This window comes from Enterococcus gallinarum NBRC 100675 (genome assembly GCF_001544275.1).
Taxonomy (GTDB): Bacteria; Bacillota; Bacilli; order Lactobacillales; family Enterococcaceae; genus Enterococcus_D; species Enterococcus_D gallinarum.
This window is the reverse complement of record NZ_BCQE01000014.1, coordinates 17006-42634: the sequence shown is the minus strand read 5'-3', so window position 1 is coordinate 42634 and position 25629 is coordinate 17006. Positions and strand designations below refer to the sequence as shown.

Annotated in this window: 24 protein-coding genes; 5 read left to right on the top strand and 19 right to left on the bottom strand. The window is 40.6% G+C overall.

The annotated features are described in order from the left end of the window. Positions 1–376: 376 nt before the first annotated feature. The 8 genes from EG2_RS09390 to fdrA all read right to left on the bottom strand — a co-directional run bounded on the left by EG2_RS09390 (position 377) and on the right by fdrA (position 10964). The gene (locus tag EG2_RS09390) at positions 377–838 is read right to left on the bottom strand and encodes a single-stranded DNA-binding protein (protein WP_060814496.1); all 462 of its coding nucleotides are present in this window, start codon (positions 836–838) and stop codon (positions 377–379) included. A 154-nt stretch (positions 839–992) separates the two neighbouring features. Further along, entirely contained in the window at positions 993–2354 is a 1362-nt protein-coding gene (locus EG2_RS09385; protein WP_060814495.1) for a WD40/YVTN/BNR-like repeat-containing protein, read from the bottom strand. Positions 2355–2602: 248 nt separating this feature from the next. Further along, on the bottom strand, positions 2603–3664 hold the full coding sequence (gene allD / locus EG2_RS09380; RefSeq protein ID WP_060814494.1) for an ureidoglycolate dehydrogenase: 1062 nt from the start codon (positions 3662–3664) through the stop codon (positions 2603–2605). 66 nt (positions 3665–3730) lie between these two features. Beyond that, positions 3731–4948, bottom strand: coding sequence for a dicarboxylate/amino acid:cation symporter (locus EG2_RS09375; RefSeq protein WP_082709545.1), 1218 nt, complete (start codon positions 4946–4948; stop codon positions 3731–3733). A gap of 13 nt (positions 4949–4961) precedes the next feature. Further along, positions 4962–5894 (bottom strand): carbamate kinase, encoded by a 933-nt coding sequence (gene arcC, locus EG2_RS09370; protein ID WP_060814493.1) that lies wholly within the window; start codon positions 5892–5894, stop codon positions 4962–4964. After that, positions 5891–7141 carry an MFS transporter gene (locus EG2_RS09365; RefSeq protein ID WP_060814492.1) on the bottom strand — a complete coding sequence of 417 codons (1251 nt, stop codon included), beginning with the start codon at positions 7139–7141 and terminating at the stop codon, positions 5891–5893. The genes arcC and EG2_RS09365 overlap by 4 nt, the downstream gene beginning before the upstream one ends. 15 nt (positions 7142–7156) lie before the next feature. After that, positions 7157–7963: an oxamate carbamoyltransferase subunit AllH family protein gene (locus EG2_RS09360; RefSeq protein WP_082709544.1), complete on the bottom strand. Its 807-nt coding sequence runs from the start codon at positions 7961–7963 to the stop codon at positions 7157–7159. After that, complete coding sequence (gene fdrA / locus EG2_RS18380; protein WP_071870139.1) at positions 7956–10964, bottom strand: bifunctional FdrA/YlbE family protein; 3009 nt, start codon at positions 10962–10964, stop codon at positions 7956–7958. Before fdrA ends, EG2_RS09360 begins: the two co-directional genes overlap by 8 nt. A 116-nt stretch (positions 10965–11080) precedes the next feature. Here fdrA and EG2_RS09345 point away from each other — a divergent pair, with 116 nt between their 5' ends. The 4 genes from EG2_RS09345 to EG2_RS19580 all read left to right on the top strand — a co-directional run bounded on the left by EG2_RS09345 (position 11081) and on the right by EG2_RS19580 (position 15211). Beyond that, a complete protein-coding gene (locus EG2_RS09345) occupies positions 11081–12655 on the top strand; it encodes a PucR family transcriptional regulator (RefSeq protein ID WP_060814491.1) in 1575 nt (524 codons plus the stop codon). Continuing rightward, positions 12656–13468: an alpha/beta hydrolase fold domain-containing protein gene (locus EG2_RS09340; RefSeq protein WP_060814490.1), complete on the top strand. Its 813-nt coding sequence runs from the start codon at positions 12656–12658 to the stop codon at positions 13466–13468. Positions 13469–13655: 187 nt separating this feature from the next. Continuing rightward, entirely contained in the window at positions 13656–14801 is a 1146-nt protein-coding gene (locus tag EG2_RS09335) for a cation:proton antiporter (RefSeq protein WP_060814489.1), read from the top strand. A 260-nt stretch (positions 14802–15061) separates the two neighbouring features. Then, positions 15062–15211: a hypothetical protein gene (locus EG2_RS19580; protein ID WP_249024294.1), complete on the top strand. Its 150-nt coding sequence runs from the start codon at positions 15062–15064 to the stop codon at positions 15209–15211. A gap of 77 nt (positions 15212–15288) precedes the next feature. Here EG2_RS19580 and EG2_RS09325 read toward each other — a convergent pair whose 3' ends face one another. The 11 genes from EG2_RS09325 to EG2_RS09280 form a co-directional block, all read right to left on the bottom strand. Beyond that, positions 15289–15690: a NusG domain II-containing protein gene (locus EG2_RS09325; protein ID WP_060814487.1), complete on the bottom strand. Its 402-nt coding sequence runs from the start codon at positions 15688–15690 to the stop codon at positions 15289–15291. Positions 15691–15916: 226 nt separating this feature from the next. Then, positions 15917–16144: a hypothetical protein gene (locus EG2_RS09315; RefSeq protein WP_060814485.1), complete on the bottom strand. Its 228-nt coding sequence runs from the start codon at positions 16142–16144 to the stop codon at positions 15917–15919. A 201-nt stretch (positions 16145–16345) separates the two neighbouring features. Then, positions 16346–16744: a hypothetical protein gene (locus tag EG2_RS09310; RefSeq protein ID WP_060814484.1), complete on the bottom strand. Its 399-nt coding sequence runs from the start codon at positions 16742–16744 to the stop codon at positions 16346–16348. 16 nt (positions 16745–16760) lie between these two features. Further along, positions 16761–16940: a 50S ribosomal protein L32 gene (rpmF, locus tag EG2_RS09305; protein WP_060814483.1), complete on the bottom strand. Its 180-nt coding sequence runs from the start codon at positions 16938–16940 to the stop codon at positions 16761–16763. 31 nt (positions 16941–16971) lie between these two features. Further along, a complete protein-coding gene (locus EG2_RS18825; protein ID WP_021150266.1) occupies positions 16972–17091 on the bottom strand; it encodes a putative metal homeostasis protein in 120 nt (39 codons plus the stop codon). A 58-nt stretch (positions 17092–17149) separates the two neighbouring features. Then, positions 17150–17302, bottom strand: a complete 153-nt coding sequence (gene rpmG, locus EG2_RS18375; RefSeq protein WP_071870140.1) for a 50S ribosomal protein L33 — start codon at positions 17300–17302, stop codon at positions 17150–17152. A gap of 318 nt (positions 17303–17620) precedes the next feature. Further along, positions 17621–19600 carry a S9 family peptidase gene (locus tag EG2_RS09300; RefSeq protein ID WP_060814482.1) on the bottom strand — a complete coding sequence of 660 codons (1980 nt, stop codon included), beginning with the start codon at positions 19598–19600 and terminating at the stop codon, positions 17621–17623. A 78-nt stretch (positions 19601–19678) separates the two neighbouring features. Then, positions 19679–20626, bottom strand: a complete 948-nt coding sequence (locus EG2_RS09295) for a tocopherol cyclase family protein (protein ID WP_060814481.1) — start codon at positions 20624–20626, stop codon at positions 19679–19681. 134 nt (positions 20627–20760) lie between these two features. Next, complete coding sequence (locus EG2_RS09290; RefSeq protein ID WP_060814480.1) at positions 20761–21600, bottom strand: DUF1129 domain-containing protein; 840 nt, start codon at positions 21598–21600, stop codon at positions 20761–20763. Between the two features lie 4 nt (positions 21601–21604). Then, positions 21605–21922, bottom strand: a complete 318-nt coding sequence (locus EG2_RS09285) for a PadR family transcriptional regulator (RefSeq protein ID WP_060814479.1) — start codon at positions 21920–21922, stop codon at positions 21605–21607. Between the two features lie 144 nt (positions 21923–22066). Further along, positions 22067–23104: an oxidoreductase gene (locus EG2_RS09280; protein ID WP_060814478.1), complete on the bottom strand. Its 1038-nt coding sequence runs from the start codon at positions 23102–23104 to the stop codon at positions 22067–22069. Between the two features lie 353 nt (positions 23105–23457). On the opposite strand from EG2_RS09280, the gene EG2_RS09275 reads away from it, so the two are divergent. Continuing rightward, entirely contained in the window at positions 23458–25602 is a 2145-nt protein-coding gene (locus tag EG2_RS09275; protein WP_060814477.1) for a HelD family protein, read from the top strand. Positions 25603–25629: the final 27 nt, after the last annotated feature.

The window sequence follows — 25629 nt, the reverse complement described above, 5'->3', positions numbered from 1 at the left end:
TGATGATAAAAAAAGACCCTTTATTCTTTTCCTATTCTGAAAGAATTCTTCTTGTTCTTTTTTCTCTTTTGTCTTGATAATCCTTAGTCTGTCAAGACAAAGGACGCCATTATTTGGCACAAAAAAAAGTTTTTCATAATCCGCCCACAAAGAAATCTGCTCCCCAAAAAAAGACTTCCTGCATGGGAAGTCTTTTCTTAAAAAAGTTTCGTTTTTCAACACTTTGTTATTCACTATTTTAATAATCGACGAACCATTACTCGTTTGAGCAGGCTTATGAAGGTCATTTCCGTCTCTTTTTTGCCACACTTTTTTTGAAATAGGATGTCCGATACCAGTTCAGAAGATGAAAAAATGGGCATCATCCTTTTAGAGCTTAAATAAAATGTTCATCCTTCAAAAATTCCAATACTTGATTTTTCAATGTATCCGTATCAGAAGCTTCCTGACGAGGATTAGGTGAGACTGCAGGTTGAGCGATCGATTCGACGGTTTCCTGTAGACATTCTGGCGGCAATTCCAGCAATTGGAAACTATCTACTACAACTTCGGCACCATAGACAGATTGTCCTTCCTTGGTTTCAAAAGGACACATATGCAAATGTCCATTGATTTTAACACTTGCACCTTTCTGAGTATACCGCAAAAAAGTTTCTGCTTGCTTGCCATTGATCACACAAGCAAACCATTCTGTTTGCAACTGTTCGCTTGTTTGCCACTGTGCAGCGACTGCTAAATTAAACCGTACACACGTATTATTTGCTGCTGCAGAAGCCAGTTGTTCTCGACTGGGCATCTCATTGATTTTCCCAGTAAGGATCACCTTGTTCGTTGCCACGTTACTCCCTCACTCTACATTTTATTTAGACTCGCACTCATGCAAGATTAGCCATAGTCTATCACAAAAAAAATTTCTTGCAATTCTTTTGAGAACTTCTATAGTGATCTTCTACAGTTTTTGTCGCTGACTTTTAAACAAAATTTAATCGAGCTTAGCCTTCATCAGTCGTTGAATCTATTTCAGAGACATACGTCCACGTCATGCCATTGTCCTCTGAGGTAAATACGCCTTTGACTGTACCACCTTTGTAATCCCCCATGGGACCTTGATTGACCATGATTTTCAACTTTCCATCTTCTAGATAAGGTGCTTCAGCAACCACGAAAACCTTCTTCCATTCATCAGGCATTTCAAAAGCAGCTTCCAGCCATGTGTTTCCTCCGTCTGTCGTCACATAGAGGCTTGGTTCTGTTGGCGTTACTCCGCCGAAACTCATAAAGCCAACATTCTCGTTGAGATAGCACGCGTCCGTCAAGAGTTGGCTGATTCCCTTAGCCACTTGCTTTTCATGCCAAGTCTTGCCACCATCTTGGGTCACATATGAGAGATAACCTTCCTGCCCCATTACGCGGCCACCAGATAAGAAAATGTAACCAAAACCGTCTTGGCCAAATGTCAATTTGCGAAAACGTATAGCTGCTGTCTGCTCTGCCAGAGCAACATTCTTCCACGTATTTCCTTGATTTTCCGTATAAGTATAATAGACATTTTGAGTTGGACTGCCCTCACTAGCATATTCCGTTCGGATAAATCCAGTCCGTTCAGGAGTCAAAATATAGCTGCCAGCGATCAGCGCTTGTTTGTCGCCACTATACTCGCCGCCAAAAAAATCATCTAACGGATAGGGCAGAATGATTTGATGTTTCCAACTATCATAAGTTAATTTCAATTGGCTCTTACCAATTTCTGTTTTATACGCAATCGTCTGATTCGTTTCCTTTGAGGTTGTCATTTGATTGTTCTTATCGGTGATCGTACTTAGATCTCCCGCATCTACATTCGTGATTGCTTTATCCCCTTGAGCAGTCGTAGCAACCTTAACTTGCCAACAAATATCCCGCACAGAACCGTCATCGGAAACTTTTCCCCAATAAGATGTCATCGTCTCTCGATTGATCGACTTGGGCCACACAGTAAATTTTACCGTCAGCAGTCCATCTTGATAGGTTGCGCCACTCACACTGTAAGAGTCGATCCGTACATCTTCTTGCACCTTCACAGAAGAAAAATAGCGCATCAAATCATAAAATAAATTAAATCCTTGTGTATTCGGATCATAGTTAAATTCGCTTTCAAAGGGCAGAAATTGATTAAAATAAGTAACGGGCTGTTCTTTGATAGCGGATTGGTTTACTTGAGAAGTCTCTACAGTTGATGATTTTGAACCACTCGAACTGACCACTCGTCCTACAGAAAAGCCAATGACGAACCAGATGACTAGTCCAATCACAATCAGTGTCAAACCGACAGCTAACGCTACCCGAATTGCTGCTATTTTTTTATGCTCTTTCACGGGGAAAACCCACCTTTTGTTTTCAATTACTTGAAGTATAATGAAAAGTTTCTTTTCTCACAAGATGCTTTTTCACTTCTTAAGAAATTAAGAAAAGGGATCATGATATTTACTTCAAAAAAGCCGCATTGTTCAATGAAAATGCAAATAATCCGATCCTTGGACAAAGGGATCGGATCGAAAACGTGGTTCATTTTTATAAATTCTTTTTGGCTTGCTTCTTAAAACGGATATAGACTCCTCAGCACCTACTTCGCAAATGCATCTTGCCCTCCATACTTGTTCTGGTGGATGGTTTCACTGATCAAGTACTCGTAGATGGAACGCGGAATCTGTACGCCATCTTGCTTTGCTTTCTCAAACTGTAGTTGACTGACCTCGCCTGGATAATAGACCGTTGATTGTCCTTCTACAGGCGGAATTTCATGTAATTCATTTACCATTTGATCCATCTGTTCTTTAAATGCCGAAAGATCCGTAAAGCGTTTGGGATCAATGACTAGAAACATTTGTCCTAGGCGTCTTTTTTCAGTGAGATCGGCATACATAGAAGATACATGTTTTCCGAAAGGCAGTCCTAACAGTGAACCGGCTAAAATATCCACCATCATCATCAAGCCATAGCCCTTGGCGCCAGCGATCGGTAATAATCCTTTAACGGCCGTAGGGTCTGTGGTTGGTTGTCCTGTCTCGTCCACTGCCCAATTCTCTGGGATCGGCTGATTTTTGGCTCGGGCATCGAGTATTTTGCCCCACGCTTGAACGGTGGTAGCCATATCAAAAACAATGGGCTCATGTCCCGCTCGTGGCGCAGCAAATGCAATTGGGTTCGTGCCAAAGTAATTGCGGGTACCGCCAAAGGGAACTGCCATTGGATCTGATTGACACATCGCTAATGCGATCAACTCTTCTTCTGCCGCTTTTTTGACATAATAAGCCATAGTACCACTATGACTGGTTTGTTCGACACCGACATAGGCAATTCCAGCTTCTTTGGCAAGATGGATCGCAATCTTCATCGCTTCATTACAGACGTATTGTCCCATACCATTGTCGCCATGAAAAATCCCTGTAGCAGGACCGGTTTTCTCAAAAGATAATTTAGGCGCCAGTGTGATTCCGCCTTTAGCGATCCGTTCTGCATAATAGTCCATGCGTACAGCACCGTGGGAATGGACACCTGTTGCATCTGCAATAGCTAAATGTTTCGCCGTTTCGCTGGCAGCTTCTTGCGGCAATCCAGCAGCGATCAGTTTTTTCTTCATCAATTCTTCCAATTGAGTAATAGAAAGAGTGACTAGTTCTTCCATCGTGAATCCTCCTTTAACAATAAAGGAGAAGTACCTGATAGTGACAACAGCGACTTCTCCTTTCTCTTATTGATTAAATGTCTGATAGTCCAATTCATCCGCCGATTTCGCAATGATCATAGCAGAATAAACATCTGAATTGACATTCAAAATCGTTCGCAGCATGCCGACAAACCATTCTACACCAGCAAAAATCGCGATACTCTCGATTGGGAGTCCTAATTGAGGGACAACAATCGCCAGTGAAACGAGGCCAGCTCCTGGAACAACCGCATTCGCCAAGGACACGAATGTTGCAGTGACAGCCACTGTAATCATTTGGATCAAATCAAAAGGCATTTGATACATCTGGGCAATCGTCATCACTGTGATCGCCATATGCATCGCAGAACCATTACTATTTAAAGACATTCCTAGTGGTAAGACTAGATTTGTGATACGGCTGCTTAATCCTAGCTTATGTTGAGCTTCTTCCATAGCGACCGGTAATGTGATGGCAGACGAGGTAGTCGCTAATGCCATAATGGTCATATTTTTCATATTTTGGATCAAGCGCCATGGATTCACGCGACAATAGATCATCAAAGCAACAATCCATAAGGCAAGAAACGTCAGTGTGGCTAACCCATAGATTAGAAGATACTTTCCTAGAGGTAAAATGATCTGTAACCCCAAAGAACTGATTGTTGAAGCAATCAGTGCAAAGATCCCGATGGGCGCTAAAATCATGACATAGCGGATGATCGTCAGCACGACTTCATTGAAGTCAACAATGATCGTTAATAATTGCGACTGTGGATTCTTTTGCAAAAAACGATTTAAAGCAATCCCAAAAAACAGGGCAAAAACGATGATCTGAATGATCGATCCTTTTGACAAGGCATCGAAAATATTGGTAGGAATAAAATTGATCAGCGTCTCCGATGGTGAGATTTCTTGCGCTTGGACAGTGTCAGCAACGGTTTGTGAAAAATCGATCCCTTTACCAGGGGTAAAGAAAACTGCCATTGCGACACCCCAAGCCGCAGCAAGTAAGGAGGAAATCCCGAAGACCGCGATTGTTTTCCCACCTAACCGTGTCAATTCTTTGGGGGCAATGCCCCCCACAGCCTGAATGATTTGCCCTAAGATCAATACCGGTATTGCCATTTGCATGAGCCGTAGAAAAATATCGCCAACGATTTTTAAGTGAACGCCCGCTTGTGAAAACAGCAATCCAAAAACGATCCCCAGCAAAACAGCAATAACGATTTGTGTGACCATTGGTATTTTTTTTATTTTCACCTTGATCCCCTCTTTATTTGCGGAGTATAGTCCCTACCTGTTGATCAAGTACAGCTAAATTTTCAATCGAGGTAATGATCGCTGTCCTTGACGCATCCTCGTTTACAAAGCCGATGGCTGCCTGGATCTTCGGTAACATACTGCCAGCAGCAAAGTGTCCTTCTTCAATGTACTGTTCTGCTTGATCGACAGTGATTTCTTTGAGAGCTTGTTGGTCTGGTTGATTGTAGTTAATGTAGATATTATCAACACCCGTTAAAATAATCAGACGATCTGCTTGGACATTGTCTGCCAAAACCTTGGCTGCAAAATCTTTGTCATTGACTGCTTCCACGCCAACATAGTGCTGATTTTCTTGATAAACAGGTACCCCACCACCTCCAGCACAAATCGTGATTACCCCAGCATCGACTAGGGTCTTGATCACGTCTTTTTCTACGATTTCTTGTGGCATCGGAGAAGGAACTACTTTTCGGTAGCCCCGTCCGGCATCTTCTTGATAAACACCCCCGGTTTTAGCCATCGCTGCTTCCGCTTCTTCTTTATCATAAAAAGGACCAATCGGTTTCGATGGTTTCTGGAAAGAAGGATCGTTTTTATCCACTCTGACTTGTGTGACTAAAGAAATCACAGACTGCGGCACACCTCGTTGGGCAAATTCATTGGTTAGTGCATGTTGCAACCAATAGCCGATACTTCCTTGTGTCATCGCAACACAGGTATCCAATTTCAGCTGTGGATTTTTTTCGCTTTCACCAGCTTTTTGCTGAAGCAGCAAATTACCGACTTGTGGGCCATTTCCATGACACAAAATCACTTGTTCTCCTTTTTCAACAAAATCAGCAATATATTTGGCTGCTTGAGCAACTACCGCTTTTTGTCCACTATCACTAGGGTCTTTATCCAAAATGGCATTTCCGCCTAGTGCGATCACATTTAAACTCATTTTACTGTCTCCTTCTCATTTTCCTTCGCTAATACGGCAAATATTCCTAATCCGATCAGCAGCAACACACACGATAAGTAAAAACCAACTTGCATTGATCCTAATGAATCTGCTAAAAATCCAGTGACATATGGTGCGAGGATCGAACCAGACATTCCGATGAAGTTGTAGGCACTAAGTGTCGTGCCTAACGCTCCGGCTGGTGCATTTTTCGTTACAAATGTCACCACGATTGGATCAAGAGCAAGCTTGCCCGTCAATCCATACAAAATCAACACGGCGATCAATATCGTGCGGTCTGTAACAAAGGCAATCGCAAAAACTGAAAGTGTCGCAAGGGGTACCAAGAAATACACCAATTTTTTCGTTGCTCCTGTTTTGTCGTTCAACCGAGCAAAAATCAAGGCACCAGGAATGGAAGCCCATGGGACGAGAGAAGCAATAAATCCAACACTTGCTCCTTCAAATCCACGTTCTGCAATCAAAAATTGTGGTAACCATGTAATGATAACGAAATTTGCATAAATGCTAGTAAAACATAAGATAAAGGCAGCAACTAAATTACGATTAGAAAAAATTTGTTTAAGAGAGATTTTTTCTTTTGGACCTTCTTCTTTAACCACTTTTTCTTCATCTTCAGGACGGATGACTTTCTCTTTCAATACCGTGTAAAACAGGATACCGAGAATCAATGTTGGGATTGCCATGATAAAGAATGGTTTGCTCCAATGATCGCCATTATCCAAAACAAGTTTACTTGACAATAGATACCCGCCAGAAGTACCAAAAGCCATTCCGCTGTTGATAATCGCATTCCCAACGGTTCGTTTGTTATCTGGAATCGCTTCTGTTGATAGCGCGTATTGAGGCCCATAATACGCACCTTGACCGATACCAGCAAGTGCGCGAATTACTAAGAACAAGACAAAACTCGTAGCTAATCCACTGAAATACGTGGTCACGGCCAGCAGTACAAAACCAATGGCAATGACTAGCTTTCGTCCGATTTTGTCCCCAACGATCCCAAAAGGAATTTGGGCGATGGCATAGGTCAAGAAGAAGATACTATTTGCTAGACCTAGTTGCGTATTGCTTAAATTGAATTGTTCTCCGATCACACCCATGATTGGATTAAAGATCGTCCTTGTGGCATACATTAAGATCCAACCCACAAAGAAAATGGCAACAACTTTTTTCCAATAATTGTTACTTACTTTTTCAGCTGGTCGCTGGTTGATAGATTCCATGATTTCTCCTCTTTTCTATTCTAAAGTGATTGATTCCAATGCTAGCAGCATGCCAAAACACAGATCAATGCCCGATGAATGGCCGATTTTCATGACATCCTTTACATCTTTTTCGATCAGCTGCTGATCTTGGCTTTTCAAATCAGTCAATAATCGATAGATCAATGAATTGACATAACCTTTGATAGAGGCGGAAATATAGGCTTTACTGACATCAGTAGTAGACAAAGGAACCGCTAGAGCAGTTGCTAACTTCTCAGCTGGTTGGTCAAAGGCATAAAGCATTGCTTGGTAAGCAACTAATAAATCATCTCCGCTAGGTGTCAATCCCTTCCCTCGACCAATTAGATAAGCAGTCACTTGCTGCCAATCTGGCTCGGGATGCCGCAACGCTTCAAAAATTTCTAGGGCTCGTTTTTCTAAAGGAAGTCCAATTTTTTCTACTAAATTTTGCTGGATCAGTATTTCTTTTAAGCTGTTTCGCTCCGCTGCAGTGAAGGTAAGATCCTTCACTTGCAGCGAAACAAAAGCAACATCTGTCAAAGGCAAAACAATCGTTCCTTTGGTACTATAAAATGTCAAACCATGACTACGTATCTTGACTAAATTTCCCGGCTCCACATAAGGCATGATTGCCCGAAACTGTTCTTCAGGTAAATACATCCCAAATCCTGCCAGATAGCTGCGGTAATTATTGATGTTGATCAACTGTTCATTGACTTGAATATTAAATGAACGATCAAATACACTATGGATTTTCCCCATTCCTCCAAATTGCTGGATCGGAAACAGGTAATCACTAGCAATGATTTTTTCAGTCAACGTTGATCCCTAGTTTCTTCGCATAAGCTGTTAGAGCATTTTCAAAACAGCCTAGAGGTGCTCTAACCGTTCCCGCACCAACTTGTCCTACTCCAGCTTCTTTGTGGGCGATTCCAGTATTGATCACTGGTGTGATACCTGTTTCGACTACTTTTCGAATGTCGATTCCTAAACATGTTCCTTGGAAGTCCCATGTTGGGATCGAAAATGTCGAATTGTGTCCCAGACAAATTTTTGCCATTTCATTCGATGTTTCCAAGGCATCTTCAAAACCTCCAGCACCGACAAAACGTGTTACGCCTGGTGCAGCAACCATTGCCATTGCCCCAACACCGACTGTTTCCGTAATGGCGCTGTCTCCGATATCAGGATTACCGTCTGCTTCAGTAAAGCCGGTAAAGTACAGACCTTTTGGCGTATTGACCGGGGCAATGTGCCATTCGTCCTCTGTTTCTGCGATACGAATCCCAAAATTGACACCGTTCCGAGTCATCGTTGTCACCACTGTCCCTTTTGTTTCTGAACGAGCACCGTCAACTATGGCCTTACCGGTAGCCATCATGATGTTCAAGAAGAATTGATCAGTATCTGCTAAGAACTTGATAACTTCGTACTTTTGATCTTCCGGAATATCTGTTTGAATGATTAGTGGCGAAATCTCTTTCAAGAAGTTCAATGAGGCCGCAATGTTTCGTTGGTGGAATTCATCCCCCATCGTGATCGAACGCGCGATCAAGACATTCAAATTGATGCCTTCTTCTGTTAACTGCAATGCTTTAGCGATCGTTGGTCCTAAAACATCTTTGATCCAATCCAAGCGATCAATGACTTCTTGGGAATAAGCACCAAAACGTAACACTTTACCGATGCCCTCGTTCAAAATACAGTAAGCACGATTTCCTGTCAGACGATTTTCAACCACAAAGACAGGCATGTTTGCAGAAGTGATTCCACCCATCGGGCCAACAGCTTGTACATGATGACAAGGCATGAAACGAACTTCTCCGCTTTCCAACAATCGACGTGCTTCTTCTTCATTCGTTGCCCACCGTTCAAATAACGCCGCGCCAATACAAGAACCTTGCATCGGTCCAGTCATTTCTGACCACTCGATTGGAGGTCCAGCATGCAATAACGTTTTTTGCTGCTCATTTAGTTCAGCAATGACTGTTTTAGCAGGTACCACATCGATCAAGAAAGGTTGCGCATTCTTGATTTTGTCTGTCACTTCTTGGTTGTCCGCTGCAATTTGATCCTCAAAATCTTCCAGTGCATCCAGAATGCGAATCATTTTTTTATTGCCGCTCGCTCTAGGACGCCAGTTAAATTGCTCCGTTTGTCCACCATATTGCAAGATCGATTCATTAAAGCTTTGCAAACCGACATTGATGATTCGCGGTTTTGTCGTCAATAATTCCATCACTTTCTCACTAACAGTTGGGACATCAATCGTTGTCCCCTTGTAGTCTTCCACCGCTTTATCTGCTTCTGACATTTCGACACCTTTTAACAAGAGTGCTAATTGAACAGCTTTAGCGTTGCTTTCTGCTACATAAACCCCCGCGGCTTTCAAGCGATCGACTGCATCTTGATAATTTTGTGGATCTTTCGTAGTTCCGCAGACTGTAGCCACGAAATAAAGATCACGCCCAGCTGTTTTTGCTGTTGTTTGTGCTGCTTCGATGGCAGGTAGCAATGCCCCGACCATATCTTCATGGGCACCGTAACCTAAAACCACGTCAAACAAAATAATTCCTGTTTGTTCATCCTCTGCATACTCTTCTATTTTTTGAATCCGTACCTCTGGATCGATCATTGGATGAGGTTTTCCTTGAGTATAAATATCATCGCCTAGATCGATCACATCGTATCCGTGAGAATGCAAGATATACCCTTCTTGCTTGACTAAACCTTCTAAGTTCAACGCTTCCGAAATCAACATGCCAGCTTCAGCAGCTAGTGTGCCACCAGAATAAAGGCCTTTAACAACTTTGTCTTTTTCTAAAACGGATACGTTTGGTTTTTCCAATTTTGTAAAATAATTCCGTTTGACTGCTTCTTCATTTGCCAAATCAACAGCGATTTGTGCAGTTTCTTCCAATGTGTGTGCCAAGTAAACTTTTCCTTCATGGGCTTCAGGTTTTTCTCCTAAGAAAATAGCAACGACTGGCTTGCTGATGCTTTGCAGCAATTGAACGACTTCATCCCGCACTTCTTTTGCAGGTGGCTTCGAAATGACACAAATCACATCAGTTGGTTCATGATTTTCCAGAGCGACGATCGCATCTTTCACAGTGATGGCTCCCACCTTATCACTGAGGTCACGTCCACCAGTTCCGATTGCATGTACTACCCCGCCACCTAGACGATCGATGATCGTTGTGACTTCTTGGATCCCTGTCCCTGATGCACCAACTACACCAATATTTCCAGGTGAAACCACATTGGTGAAGGCAATCGGGATACTAGAGATGATTCCTGTCCCACAGTCTGGTCCCATCATTAATAATCCTTTTTCATGCGCTAATTTCTTTAAGCGAACTTCATCTTCAATAGCTACATTGTCCGTAAAAGAAAAAACATGCAGACCATTCTTCAAAGCCTTTTCCATCTCAGCTGCGCCGTATTCTCCCGGGATACTGAACAAAGCCACATTGGCATCCGGCAAAGCAGTCAGTGCTTCTTGCCAAGAAGCTGCAGCAGGTTTCTCCTTGTCGTCACCTTTAGCGGAAAGATCGGCTAGAAAGGCATCGATCGCCGGTAAAACTTCCTCCATGATTTGCTCGTCTTCACTGTCGACAACGATCATCATGTCATTTGGTGAAGCAGCTTCTGCTTCAGACGTCAGCAAGCCAGTGTTATTTAAAATATCTTTGTTTGCATCTGTCCCCATCATGATCTGACTCATTGTCACGCCATCAAGATCATTGATCGTATTCGTCAACAACATGAGATTGATCGAATCTTGATAGTTGTTCTTTAAGATCACTGTGTTTAACATTTGTTCTCCTCCTTTTCTTATATTTTTATTCTAACGCGACTTGTTTGCGTTTTCATTGGATAAAAGTCTAAAAAAATGCTATACTTTTTATCCAAAAGGGGAAAAAGGAGAATCTTATGCAATTAAAAGAATTGATTGAGCTGCCACTTTTCAAAAATAGCAAGACACTGACTGGCACGATTGGTTTAACAAATCCGGTGGCCTCTGTCATGGTGCTTGAAGCCATCGACATCGAAAAATGGAGTAAGAAAGATCAGTTGATCTTGACTTCATTCTATGCCTTCACGGATCTTTCTATGAATCAGTTGCGTGTTTTTTTTGAAAAGATGCAGCAGATTGGGGTCAGTGGGTTAGTCGTCAAAGTCGATCGCCTGATTCCAATGATTCCTGAATGGATCATTGGGCTTAGTTTTGATTATCAGATCCCATTGATCAAAGTACAGCAAGATGTTAGTTACGAAGCCATTATGTTGGCGGTTTATGAACCGCTTTTGAATCACCAAACACATCTCTTGCGGACCTACTATGAGGTCCGTCAGCGTTTCATGAAGGTCGAACGCAATCATTCGTCCTTTGAGCAGATCATGCAAGAATTTTTTCAGTTGATCGAAAAACCTTGTTCATTGCGCATTCCGCATTTGGATGTACAAGTTGCGATCGGTCAATCCTTTAAGAATTATGTGGTCACAAAAAGTGAACCAATGAAAACCATTGAATTCACAAAAAATCATTATGAATATCTTGAACTTTTTTCTCATGAGAACAATCAGTATGTCACTGCAATCAAAGTGGATATCATCAATCCCTTCAATGATTTATGTACATTGATCGTTTATCAAAAGGATTCCCAGATCCCCGAAGCAAAAGTCATGATCATCGAGAACGTAGTAGACGTCATCTATGAACGGCTGCAAATGGAATATCTTCTAAAAAAAGAGCGCTATAATCGGATGAACAATCTTGCCGAAGCCATTTTGCAGAGTACACCGAATAATTCCGAAGAATTAGCTGCATTGCTGCAAGAGGCACAATTAGATCGTTATGATTATTACCAAGGAATTGCTTTTGCCTCCAATACCTTTAAGGATAAGCAAAGAAAAATAGCTGTCTTGCACAAATTACGGGCATTGAAAACTGCCCATGTGTTTTTTGAGCATCATAATTATTTAGTCGTCCTATATAATTTTCAACAACTAACTCAAGAGATCAGTAAAAAGAACTTGGAAAAACAATTTGAAGTCTCTCTCTTATCAGAAGAATCTGCTTGCTTAGCAGTCAGCGAAGTTTTCCCTAAAGAACATATCAAGGAAATCTTGCCCCAATGTCTCGATGCCATTCGCTTCAACCGCCAGTTCTATCTAGGACCGATTTTAACTTACAGTGATTTAGGGATCTTTAGCTCCTTTATCAAAGAAAATCAGCTGGAACGACTGCAGCAAAGCATTCCCCCAAAGTTGTACCAAATGTCAGAAGAAGACGAGGAATTATTCACTACTTTCTATACTTTTTTTATCAGCAACCGCAATTACAAGAAAACTGCCGAGGCTCTTTTTCTGCATTCGAAAACGATTCGCTATCGTCTCAACAAAATCGAGCAGTTGCTGGAGATTGATTTGACAAATCCTATCCAATTGGTCAATTATGAAATCGGTACGTATTTATTAGAATTAAAGAAAAGGAGTCGTTTATAAATGAAAACAGACTTTTTACTATCTACCGGTGCCTCGGTTAGTCTTTACCCTGCTGATTCCACTGAGCAAGAGAGCTATCTGATTTACTTGCATGGCGGCGGATTCGTTTACGGCAGTCGGCAGGATATTCCCAAACCATTGGTCGAATTGTTTCATGAACACAACTATACGATCCTATCTATGGACTATTTGTTGGCACCTAACAGTTCACTTTCTGAAATTATTGCCGCTACCTGGGAGAATTTCTTGGAATTAAAAGCGAAAGTAATCAAGGAGCGCCCTTATCGAATCTGCGGTCGTTCAGCGGGAGGGTATTTGATGATGGCATTGACGAAAAAAATTTTTGCTGAAAAACTGCCAATGCCCGAAAGCCTAATTAACTTTTATGGCTATACAGACTTAGCTTTCATTGAAACTTCTCGTCAGACGACTCATCCACCATTGTCTGAGTCCCTTCTGCCAAAAATCGAATTAACAGAGAACGTATGGGATGATCCCCAGTTTCAACGTTATCTCTTTTATATTTATGCGCTTCAGCAACAAAAATTGACTGAGGTATATGGCATTTCCTCCAATCCGTTGACGGATTATGCGCTCACAGCGGAAGAGCTGCAACTCTTCCCTCCTGTTTTTAGTACAGCCAGCAGTACCGATGAAGAAGTCCCTTTTCGCTATAGTAAGGCATTAAAGAAAATTCCAGATAGTAAATTTATAGCTGTTTATGACCTGCCTCATGACTTCTTGAAAGAAACAGATGATGACCAAGTCCAAATGGTTTTTTCCCGTTTAAATACCTGGCTAAATGACCACTGACAAAAAAACTAAAACAAAATCATTTTTGACAGGCAGCAGAGTGTTATAAAAAGAAACCTCTGCTGTCTTTGTTCAGTTTTTCTTCTCTTTCAACTTGAAAATCAGCAAACAATGCTTACTTACACCAAGATTGCTGGTTACATGCTATACTAAAAATGATTATTTGAAAGAAAGAAGGATGAATTTAATGGAATTTGTGGGTATCTTATGCCTAATCCTCCTCACAACAACTCTTTTCTCTCATATAGCAAGACGGATTGGCGTCCCTGCTGTAATTGGGCAATTGTTGGCTGGTGTTTTATTAGGAGGTGCAGGACTTAATTGGGTACATCCAGACATTTTAGTACACGATTTTTCTGAGATCGGTGTTATTTTGCTAATGTTTTTAGCTGGTTTAGAAAGTGATATTTCTTTACTGAAACGCTATTTTCGCCCTGGAATGTTTGTAGCGATCTTGGGGATCCTTTTCCCGATGTTATTCGGTTATCTCACAGGTATCGGATTTCAAAGCAGCGGAACGGAAGCTTTCTTTTTTGGTATTGTTCTAGCAGCAACTTCTGTCAGCATCTCTGTTGAGGTACTCAAAGAACTAAATGTTGTTAATACCAAAGAGGGTTCGACGATTCTAGGCGCCTCAGTCGTCGACGATATTTTGGTCGTTTTGGTATTGAGCCTCAGCCTTTCCTTTTTGGGAGGTTCTGGTACGCAAAGCACCCCTTTGCCTGTCACACTATTTGTAGAACTTATTTATTTTGTTTTGATCTTCTTACTTGTTAAATGGATTGCGCCGTTCTTACTTTCTTTAGCAGAAAAGCTCTTTGCCAACGCCTCAGTCATCATCATGTCTCTGATCATCTGTTTAGGTATGGCTTATCTTGCTGACTTGGTCGGTTTGAGCTCTGTGATTGGTGCTTTCTTTGCCGGGATCGCTGTTAGCCAAACAAAAGTCAAAGAAGAAGTGGAACACAGTGTAGAAGCATTGGGATATGCAGTGTTTATTCCAGTATTCTTTGTTAGTGTCGGCTTAGAAGTAGACTTTTCTTTGTTGAATGAGCAATTACTCTTTATCTTAGCCTTTACGGTAGTAGCTATTTTGACTAAACTTGTCGGAGGCTTTGCTGGCGGAAAAATCGCTCAGTTCTCCAACAATAGTGCTTGGATGGTTGGTGCAGGGATGATATCTCGCGGCGAAATGGCTCTGATCATTTTACAAATCGGGCAACAAAATAACCTGATCACACCTGATCTTTATTCACCGTTAGTGATCGTTGTCTTATTAAGCACATTGATCTCCCCGCTGATTTTGAAATATTTTACAAAAAAAATCTATTGATGCAATTCGTAAAAAGTAAAACACCTTCTCAACTGAATTGAGAAGGTGTTTTATTGTATTTAAAGCAAAAAAATATTACAATCAAGCTATATAGAATCAAAAGGCCGACAACACACCGTGAAAGGGCGTATTCTCATGAAAATCATCAAAAACTCCATTGAAAATCACCAAAAGAAAAAAGAGCAAAAAAACTGATTTTAAGAAAAAAGAACTTTGAATTACGTGAAAGAGGAAAAGATCCTCATAAAGGGTGGCACCCCATGGTCGATACCGGATCAGGCGGTGCCAATGGTGCACTCGTTAAAATCAATAGAGGCACCATCGATATTACCGGAAACAATGACGAAACATTCAACTATTTTTCGGAAGAACAACGACGAGTTGCTGATCATTCAAAAAGGCAGAACTGACTCTTATTTAGAATAACTGGCAAGAGCACTTTTCAACTGCTTCTACGATAAATACTATTCAATCCAGACGGTCTCAATCAGTAAATATAATAGTCATCGCTTCCTGCCTGATAGATCTCGATGACTAATTTATGAGGTAAACAAATACTGGTTTGTCCATTTTGAGAGATCCAGCCAGTTTTAACAGCAATCTGATCTGGACTATTATCTTCTTTCACGCGTATTTTCCCGTTATTTATTTCGATAATATTATATTGTTTTCCAGACGGAGCATACGTTTTTGTCAATGATTCAATTTGTTCGAGATTGAATCGGTCAACCTCTTGCCCGTTGATTCGAACGATCGCGTAACGATCACCTGTATTCTCCGCAGCCTGTGCAGAGAAAAAGAATGGCAGAAAAGATCCTACGATCAATGCAGCCAAGAGGAGGTAATCGAAGGGTTTTAATAAACGAATAAAAGAATCTAGCGGCTTCATTCGTATCACCTCTTTCTTTTTTTACTATTTTTTCTTTAAAACAGCTAGTCGTCTAGTTATGTCCTTTGCTGATTTCAATAATTGAATAAAAAGACATTGGCAAAAATCACCTGATTTTGCCAATGTCTTTTTATTGAATACAATTAAAATCATAAATGATTGGTTGTGCTCATCATGCGTTTCAATGGATGCTTCCTGTTTTTGCATCATTGTCAGCTGTGGCTACTTAAATCGTTTCTTTTTTAATGGTTTCAATCATTTGATCGATTGCTTGTTTGATTTCATCTTCTGTATCGGGTAATTTGCTTGGTGCCCCATCATGCTTACCACTGTCGACTTCTCCAGAAAAACTTACTTCATCCCCTGAAACATTGATTTGGTCTTGATACCCTTTTACAGCGATATAGGCTTTGGCAAGCACCTCAGTTTCTTTCACATCTTCAATTTTTTTCATTGTACTTCCCCTCCTGAATCTTATTGTAGCAACTTCTATTTAAAAACCAAATTGATTTGCTTTGTTTTTCTCAGTTTTAATATCTCCAAAAGAAAAACAAAAGTAGGAAGGGCTATTTTTCGGATGGAAAACAACACCTTTTTTTCGTTAAAGTATTTGCATATCTTCAATTGAAAAAAAGGCTTTTTTCAATTGATCTTTCTATTCGACAGTTGGTTCTGATAATCTACGGTCTTCAAAATAAGCCGATAAATCAATCAATTCATCCTCTGTAAACTGATTCGTTTCTACTTCACCTAAAATCCTTTCTTGCAGTGTTCGATCCATTTCCCAGAAATGGTCGATCTTTTTGAAATGGTCAGCCGAAAATCTGGCAAATACTGGATAGAGAATTAAGAAATCAGTGTATGTCAGGTCCATGGACTCTGTATAATCCTTTACGTAACCTGAATCTAATGCTTCTTTGGTTGGCTCACCCTTTGGCCCAATCAATCCTTTTTGATATAAAAGCTGAAAAATTTCTGCTTTAGTGACTGTCGGATCAACTTTCTTTTGGTACCAATAGGCCTCTTCAACCAATGATGGATATTGGATCATCATTATTCTCTACTTCCTTTCAGCCATTTGCTTTCGTTATGATCGGTTTCTTCAAAAGATATTCCTTTAATGACACATGGTGACTTCGTGTATAATTCCCACTGGTTCTGTCAAAATGGATGGCTGGCTTCTTCAATTGTTGATTTCCCCGCCGCCGGTTTTTCTTTGCCCTTGAAGTTTTTCTAGCTGGTACTGCCATTTTTTACTCCTTTCTTGGAAAAATAGTTTCGTTAGCTAATTTTTTTCTTGTTCCGCTTGTATTCATGGATAATTTTTAGCGCACGCTTGCGAGTCTTGATATTTGGACTTTTCAAGCGGCGATAAGCACTTGCCAGATCTGTTTTTTCCAATCATTTTTCCTCCTTTATCGTCCTACTTCTCTCTTCAAGATTCATCTGTATTCTTTACTCACTTCTTTATTTCGCGAAAAATTGCTTTTCGCCGTAGTTTTGGTAAATATTTTTTTAATTCCAATCGATAGGGTGTGTTGCACTGATTTTTGCTAGTCAGATAGAGTCGTTCTCTGGTTTCTACACATTCCAATATAATATTATTTCGCATCCTCAAACTCCTTCCAAAAATCTCTCTAAAAACAAAACGTAACGATTACGTTTTAAACCTTATCATAGAAAAGTAGAAGATTCAAGAAGTTTTTTATATTTTTGTTATTTTATAAATGAAAGATATTTCATATGAGTCGTTGATCGTTTCTGAAAAAAAATCTATTTAATAAAATACCAGAACTAAAAATAGCTGTTTCTCTCTTTGAAAACTTTAATTTAACAAAAAAAAAGATACCCGCAAGCTGGTATTTTAGAACAACTTCTTAAAAATCATCCTAGTAATTACCCAACACTTTATTGGTATCTTGTTTTTTTATTATTCGTGTATCTTCATCCATTCCGTGATAGCCGACAACCGTTCAAGGCGTAAATTGGGTAACCCGCTGCGAGAAAGGCCGTGACTAGAATGCGGAAAAAGGATCAATTTCGTGTCAATGTCATTTCGTTTTAATGCCGTATAAAATTGTTGCCCCTGTTCTTGCGGACAACGCAGATCATTTTCGCCATGTAAAACAAGCGTTGGTGTGCTGACATGATCTGCATACGCTAATGGTGACATTTCCCAGAGTGTCTTAGACTCATCTAGGTCATGCAGCAACTGATATTTTACGAAAAATGGTCCAATGTCGCTGGTTCCATAGAAACTGATCCAATTGGAGATAGACCGCTGTGTGACGGCAGAGCAGAAACGATCCGTGTGCCCTACGATCCAATTGGTCATAAAGCCCCCATAACTACCGCCAACGACATGAATTTTTTTGGGATCGATCTCTGGATGATGATTAAGCACGTCATCCACGCCTAAGAGCAAGTCTTGGTAATCTTTATTGCCATAATCTCCTAGGATCGAGCGAACAAACTCCTGACCATAGCCTTGCCCACCGCGAGGATTCAGCAAAATCACTCCGTAACCATTGGCTGCATGAACTTGCATTTCGTGAAAGAAAGTCTCCCCATAGCAAACTTGCGGTCCACCGTGAATATATAAAATCGCAGGGTGCCCTTGACTCGTCTCGATCGGTGGAAGATACCATCCTTGGATTTGCCAACCATCTGCTCCCTCATACCAAAAACGCTGCGGTTCACTGATCGACAGGTCATTCATCAAAGCTTCATTCGGATCAGCTACTAGTTCTAGCTCGCCACTAGTTAAGTCAAGCACCGCTAGTCGACTTGGGATCGTTGGTGTCGAATAAGTGATTGCTAAGTGGGTTTCATCAATCTTTGCTGCATCCGTGATATCCATTAATTGATCAAATAGTAATGTCCATTGTCCTTTCGTATCGACACGGTACAATTGCAATTTCCCATGAGTAGTCACTGGTACAATAAACTGCTGTTTGTTGATCCAGGTTACTGAAACACCACGATTTTTTTGTTGAAAATCACCGATGATCGTATTGCCGATGGCAAGGTCTTGTTCATTTGAGAGGTTGACTACTTCCTTTGTTTCAAGGTCCATGAGATAAAGATCTTCCTGGGTAACAAATCCATAGGTTAGGTCATTCCCCAAAAGCAGCAATTGGTTGCCAGATAAAGCAGCAAAAGAATAGGTCCCTTCAGGCAGATCAGATTCAAATGAGTGATGCTGATTCGTTGTCAGATCATACGCATACAGCATACTTCCATAATGCCATTCTCGTTCAGGTTTCGTCTCTGCGGTATAGAGCAGGCCTTGCTCTTTTTCCATGATTGCTTCAAGATGGATTTCCAGATCTGTTTCAAAAATAGTTGTTGATTCTTTCGTCGTTAATAAGACTTTCTTTACTCGCGTGATTTTCTCAGATAAAAAGCCCGCACCATCTGCTTGATAGCCTAATTTGGTCGTCATTTTTATTTTAGGAAAATCTTTTTCAGCAGCTTTTTCTTTAGACGTATCGTGATTTTTTTCAGAGTCATCCACTCGTTCTTTTGATTTATCTGCTGAGACTTGATAATAGATCGCTGTAGCATCGTCTGTCCAAAAATAATTGCTGATTCCCTGCTCTGCTACTAAGACAGAAGCTCGTCCACCGTTTAACGGCATAATCATTAGTTGATTTTTTTCTGTTTCTTTCTCTGTGGATAGAAAGCTCAGCCATTTTTCATCGGGAGAAACTTTTAGCTCGGTACTATTTTTTAATTGGTTGCCCCATACCTGAGATTCTTTTGTCACTCGATCAACACTGAATATCTCCGATTCATAGCAATTCTTTTCCTCATTGACCGTATTCTCAAGATAGAATATGCGCTCACCAGCAGCTACTGGCTGTGCCACACTCTTCAACTCAAACAACGACTCTTTTTTTATTTTCATTTACCCGCCTCCAAAATTAGGATACTTCCATTATAGCAAAATCCGCTGACATGATGTCAGCGGATTCGCTCTTTAATCTTAATAGGTATATCCACGAACGATGCCAGATTCTTCAAAACCGGCAGAGAAACCCGTTTGTCGGAAAATCGTCTGGCCATTTTCTATCAACGTCAGCAAAATCTCCGTACTGGCACTTTCCCGAATGATTCGATTCATCACACCATCCGTTGGTGCCATCAAGGAATGGCCCTCTTTTTCTGCAACTTCAATCGTTAGTTCAAGCCCTTTTTGCCTAACAATAATCACTAATCGACCTTGTTTGCGAGTCACAGAATCTAAGCGGGCACCATAATACGTTGCCAAGCGATATTCTTTATCCCCTATTTGTAAGACTGAAATAATCCCTAAAAAAGCCGTTCCTAAAAAAGGAATGTCTGCTGCTGAGAAAAAGAATCGGACATCAGGCGCTTCAAATTGATTGCATTGCGCCCAAAGATAGGCAGCGGGAAACGATGTTCCCCAGTCTTTTTCGAGATAACCAATACCTTCAGAAAAATCCAGTGTTTGATCCTTCCACTTCAAAGTGCCAGAGAGGCGATGAGCCATACTTAAAATACCATGATAGCACTCCATAAAGGAGAGGTAAGAAAAAGGACCCATAATACTTGGTGCATAGCGACTACGAGATATTGGATGAAAGGCACCGTAGGTCAATGTGCCTTTAACTGATAATTCAGTACTCTCTAATGATAGCGAAATTCCTTGTTCACTAAAGTGATTCTCCCCGATCTTAATTGATAATTGGTCTTCAGCAGCTGAAAATTCCGCTTCACTAAAGGGGAAATAATGGGAGCCCTCATGACTAATCACTTGAATAAATGGCTGTTTTCTTCCATCCGATTCAATCGATAGCCCTGGAATAAATGCATAAACCGCATCCCCAATTTGATGTTTGAAATACCATCCTTCAAAAAATGCAGCTTTCTTCGTATTGCCATGAAAAAAAAGATCTGTTGTAATCGCCATATGTTCCCTCCATTCAGCTACAACTAGTGTAGCATGAATTGCAGAAAATTCGCTTTATGACGTTTTCTCTCATCCAGTGCAGCGAGCTACTCTGAAGCATTGCGCTTATTTTCTGTCCTCGATAGATAACTAGCTTATTTTTCTTTCGTCGAACGTCTGGTCCAAATGATATAGACAGCAAATGCAGCTAAAAGCAAAGCGATTAGCATTCCTTTATACCAGACCTCATGTGTCCAATTTTCCTTGAAAGCCCATCTTTGGATTACTCCCAGTACAACGAAAATCGTTAACATAAAACCGAATGGATAAAAATCTTTTTCTTTTCGCAAGTAAAGCATGCTCCAGGCAGCCACTAATAGCATAAGCATAAACACACTATCCATCGGAGAAGGCACCGTTACCAGCCAAAGATTTGGGGTGTATCGATTCAACAAAATCAAGCCACCAATCCACAAACTCGCTATGCCCCACAGAATTAGAAATTTCTTTGCTTTACTATTGATAAAATTCTTTTTCAAGTATACGTTTTTTTGCATACCAAAGAAAAAAAGAATGACCAAAAGGATAGAATACACAGCTGTTATAGCATAAGAAAAAAGATTCAGTTGCAAAATATTGTTCGCAGAAAAATCATTAAACAATTGGATCAGCCATGAAATACCGACCATCATATAAATCAGATAGAGCTGATCACTCAACCTGCTTTTAGGCGTATTACGAAGAATTTCGTCCGCTGCTTCTTTGGGATTGTTGCCAAAATAATGCTGTGCCTCTTCCCCATGTCTTTGCGCTTCAAATAAATCATTTGCAATTTCATAGAGTTGAGCAACGATGGTAGCCTCATCATAAAAAAGACTAGAAAAAAGCACATATTCCCTCAACTCTTCAAAAAACTTCTGATTGCTTCCTGATAATTTTTTTGCGATCTCATTGGTCTTGTCTCGGTAGAATGCCATCTGTTTTTTCTTATTCATATTCTCACTCCTCAATAATTCGTTCTACTTTACTTACTAGGTTTTCCCACTGTTTTTTAAAGCTGTTTAGGTACTCTTCTCCAGCTTCTGTCAATGAAAAATATTTCCTGTCTGGTCCATCTGGTGATTTTTTCAGTTCAGCTTTGATCAAACGTTGTTTCTCCAGTTTCTGAAGTAAGGGGTAAATCGTACCGCCAACGATCGTTTCAAAACCATATCCTCTCAATTCTTGTACAAGCTCGTACCCATAAATTTCTTTTTTTGAAATAATCTGCAAGACACATCCATCTAAGACGCCCTTTAACAGTTGCGTTTCTCTCACGACATTCACCTCCCCGAATCATCTCCGACTAGTATGTTTTACATATTAGTTGTTTTGAGTATAACAGGAACCAACTAGTATGTAAAGCATACTAGTTACAAAAAAATCAGACACACAGTATGCTTGAACATACTGTGCGTCTGATTACCTTTTGATTCCTCGCCCATAGGAATCATTATAAGGTTGAAATGAGCGATCGTGGAGCTGGGTAGCAGCATCTGCCAACCAATTGATGTTTCTGATCATTGCTCGACCTTGTAAGATCAAATCTGCTTGATTGGTTTGCAGAATGTGCTCACATAAATTAGGGTTATCCAGCATCCCAACGGTAGCCACTGGGATCTTAACAGCTGCTTTCATAGCTGTTGCAAAAGGTGTTTGATACCCTTCATAAATCGGGATCGTTGGCTTTCTATCTAACAAACCGCCCGTAGAGATATCTAAACAATCAATCCCATCTGCTTCAAGCCACTGTCCAATTTGTTGCCATTCTGTGATTGAATTTTGTTTATCATCTGTTTCATAATCGGTTAACGACAACCGCATCCAAAGTGAACCATCAAAAACAGCTCGAACCGCTTGAACAATTTCTTTAACGAAACGATAGCGACTTGCTAATGATCCGCCATATTCATCTGTCCGCTGATTCACGATTGGTGAGAGAAATTGATCAATCAAATATCCGTGAGCTCCGTGCAATTCAATCATGTCTACGCCAGCAGCTTGCGCACGTTTGGCTGCTGCCACAAAGGATTCTTGGACGCGATTGATTTCAGCAAGCGTCATTTCATGAGGTACAGCATAGCTTTCGTTAAAGCGAACGGCGCTAGGTGCTATTGGGTAACCTGCATCCGCTGCTTTGCGCCCAGCATGGTTCAACTGAAGCCCCACTTTGCTACCGAAACCATGCAGCAATGCAACAAGTTTTGATAGCTCAACTTGTTGCGCTTCATTCCATAAACCAAGATCATTCTTGGTGATTCTTCCATCTGCTTCCACAGCAGTTGACTCAATGATCAGCAAGCCAACTTTACTTAATGCACGAGCACCATAGTGAACAAAGTGAAATGGCGTGGCAACCCCATCCTCTTTTTTCACTTCATACATGCACATTGGTGAAAGGACAACACGATTCTCTAACGATAACCCCGCCAGTTCAACTGGCGATAATAGTAATGACATACTGACATTCCTCCGCTACTCATTAAATTGCATTTTCTGCTTGTTATCAGTATAGTTGTTACACATAGAAATACAAGCAGAAAGAGTTTGTTTTTTGAACATGAATCAAAGAACAGTAGGCTAATAGACCAAAAGTCAATTTACTTTGCTGAAAACTACAGTCTCCCGTTAGCTAGGTATGGAGTTAGCCTTTATTATTTTTAAAAATAATAAAGAATTGCTGATTAATAATTCTATCAGCAATTCTTTTCCCTATAGTTATTATACAGGAAAAAACGAGTAAAAAACAGACTAGTATTTTTGCCGCTACCTCGTATAATGAAACATACTCTGGGAAATGGATGTGAAAACAGATGGAAAAGCAACGCATATTAGAGGAACGTCATTTATCTTTTGTTTATCAAAAATTGGTCACTCGAAAAAAAGCCCTACGCTCTTTTCTGGATAAAGGCTACGCAAGCCATTTGCAAGACCTCCAAACAATTGACACGGATATTCGACTCAATTTTGATAACTTGTCAGACAGTCTGGAAACTTATGCTGCCATTGAGAGCAAAAATCGTGAAATTGACCAAATGAATCTGAGTTTACAAACAGCTGAAAAAGAACTGGCAGCCGTAGAACGTTTGCTCCAGTCACCCTATTTTGGGAAAATAGTCGTTGACTTTCTTGATGGTGAATCCGCTGAATCCTTTTATATTGGTATCAACGGCTTTGCAGATGAAGATAGTCATAACTTAGTCTATGATTGGCGCTCTCCAATCGCTGAGCTTTTTTATAACAATACGTTAGGGGATTCTTCTTACCAAGTCAATGAACATGAAATTGCTGTATCTATTGAAAATAGACGGCAATTAATTGTTGCTCATGATAAACTGATCCGCTTTTTCGATACTTCTGTCGCGATCCAAGATGATGTCTTATTGACCGCACTAGAAAAGAACGACGGCAAAAAAATGCGCGACATCACAGCATCCATCCAAAGAGAGCAGAATGCAGTCATTCGTGACCAATCAAGTCAAACCTTATTGGTCAATGGGGTAGCCGGTAGTGGAAAAACCTCAGTTATTATGCAACGGGTCGCTTATTTATTGTATCAATACCGTAGTCAGATCACATCTGACAATGTACTGATCCTTTCACCCAATCAAGATTTTATCCACTATATCTCAGATGTCTTGCCTTCATTAGGTGAAAAGAATCCTTTAAATCAGACGATTCGTCAATTTTGTTCGTATTTGCTGCAAGAAGCAAATACAGTTCCTTTAGAAAATGAGGAAGCCTATTTTTCCCGTTTACAAGAACCTACTTCTTTTCAAACAGAAACGCTCCGCAGCAATAAGTTTGTGGCTTTTCTGCAAGAATCAGCCAGCAAGACAGCCCTGATCGAACCTTTGTTTCACTCAATCCTTCGAAAGGGTAAAGTCGTTATAGCCAAAGAAAAGATTCAGTCAATCTATCAATCTACACCACAACTCCCTATGATCGAGCGATTGCAAGCAACCAAGAAACGATTAATAAGTGAGTGGGAGTCACAATTGATCAGAAATGCCAAAAAGAACCACTTGCAAGATCAAGTATTAGCACTTCCTGAACAGCAGCAGCAACGATACTTTGGTCATTTGATCGAAGATGACTCTCCCTCCAGTATTCAAAAGTATACCGAACAATTATTGCGAACCAGGTATCAAGTCGTTGATGAACAATTGAACCAGAATAGCTGGATCGATGAGGATCAATTTTTAGAACACTATTATACGGCGTTCACCCAACAGCCTTATCTGAAACATTCTACTATCACGTTAGATGAAGCAGTAATTCGCTTATTCAACCGACACTTATTTATCGAGAAACTTCCAGTACCCTCGCTGGCTTTTTTGCTGATCGATGAAATCCAAGATTATACACCCGCTCAGTGTGCGCTGTTATTGACACTATTTCCCCGAGCAGCCTTCACCATGGTTGGAGATGAAAATCAAGCAATTTTTAATTCTGCGATTGATTTTAGAGAGATTCAAGAAATCTTTGAGGCTAACAATCGATCAGTCACACGCTATGACTTACGAACTAGTTACCGTTCCAGTGGTGAAATTACTAAATTGTTTGCAAAGCTTGCCAACCATACAACTATGTCGATCATGCCTGTTCGCCCGGCCGGAGAGCCTCCCCGATTTATTCGTTTTGAAAACGAGTTGGAATGGCTGGCAACTATCACACCTTTCATAAAAAAGGGAAAGCAATATACGATACTGACAAAGAGCCATAAGGAGGCTGCTTTTTTGGAAGAATATCTCAAAGGACAGACAAATCAACTCCCCTTTCCTGTTTATTCGATTGATATCGCTAAAGGAAGAGAATTTGATCATGTCATTCTTTATGACGTTTCAAACGAACAATTCCATACAACGCAAGACAAGCGAATATTATATACACTGCTGTCCCGTGGCATGGAAAGCATGCTGGTTACTTATAAAAAAGAACTTAGTGCCTTTTTCTGATCCGAAAAGAATTGATTCTTGGATGAA

What these genes read in the sequence shown, in the direction of transcription:
- allD (WP_060814494.1), bottom strand. Translation starts at nt 3,664, where the DNA reads ATGGAAGAACTAGTCACTCTTTCTATTACTCAATTGGAAGAATTGATG.
- arcC (WP_060814493.1), bottom strand. Translation starts at nt 5,894, where the DNA reads ATGAGTTTAAATGTGATCGCACTAGGCGGAAATGCCATTTTGGATAAA.
- EG2_RS09365 (WP_060814492.1), bottom strand. Translation starts at nt 7,141, where the DNA reads ATGGAATCTATCAACCAGCGACCAGCTGAAAAAGTAAGTAACAATTAT.
- fdrA (WP_071870139.1), bottom strand. Translation starts at nt 10,964, where the DNA reads ATGTTAAACACAGTGATCTTAAAGAACAACTATCAAGATTCGATCAAT.
- EG2_RS09345 (WP_060814491.1), top strand. Translation starts at nt 11,081, where the DNA reads ATGCAATTAAAAGAATTGATTGAGCTGCCACTTTTCAAAAATAGCAAG.
- EG2_RS09340 (WP_060814490.1), top strand. Translation starts at nt 12,656, where the DNA reads ATGAAAACAGACTTTTTACTATCTACCGGTGCCTCGGTTAGTCTTTAC.
- EG2_RS09335 (WP_060814489.1), top strand. Translation starts at nt 13,656, where the DNA reads ATGGAATTTGTGGGTATCTTATGCCTAATCCTCCTCACAACAACTCTT.
- EG2_RS19580 (WP_249024294.1), top strand. Translation starts at nt 15,062, where the DNA reads ATGGTCGATACCGGATCAGGCGGTGCCAATGGTGCACTCGTTAAAATC.
- EG2_RS09325 (WP_060814487.1), bottom strand. Translation starts at nt 15,690, where the DNA reads ATGAAGCCGCTAGATTCTTTTATTCGTTTATTAAAACCCTTCGATTAC.
- EG2_RS09315 (WP_060814485.1), bottom strand. Translation starts at nt 16,144, where the DNA reads ATGAAAAAAATTGAAGATGTGAAAGAAACTGAGGTGCTTGCCAAAGCC.
- EG2_RS09310 (WP_060814484.1), bottom strand. Translation starts at nt 16,744, where the DNA reads ATGATGATCCAATATCCATCATTGGTTGAAGAGGCCTATTGGTACCAA.
- rpmF (WP_060814483.1), bottom strand. Translation starts at nt 16,940, where the DNA reads ATGGCAGTACCAGCTAGAAAAACTTCAAGGGCAAAGAAAAACCGGCGG.
- rpmG (WP_071870140.1), bottom strand. Translation starts at nt 17,302, where the DNA reads ATGCGAAATAATATTATATTGGAATGTGTAGAAACCAGAGAACGACTC.
- EG2_RS09300 (WP_060814482.1), bottom strand. Translation starts at nt 19,600, where the DNA reads ATGAAAATAAAAAAAGAGTCGTTGTTTGAGTTGAAGAGTGTGGCACAG.
- EG2_RS09295 (WP_060814481.1), bottom strand. Translation starts at nt 20,626, where the DNA reads ATGGCGATTACAACAGATCTTTTTTTTCATGGCAATACGAAGAAAGCT.
- EG2_RS09290 (WP_060814480.1), bottom strand. Translation starts at nt 21,600, where the DNA reads ATGAATAAGAAAAAACAGATGGCATTCTACCGAGACAAGACCAATGAG.
- EG2_RS09280 (WP_060814478.1), bottom strand. Translation starts at nt 23,104, where the DNA reads ATGTCATTACTATTATCGCCAGTTGAACTGGCGGGGTTATCGTTAGAG.
- EG2_RS09275 (WP_060814477.1), top strand. Translation starts at nt 23,458, where the DNA reads ATGGAAAAGCAACGCATATTAGAGGAACGTCATTTATCTTTTGTTTAT.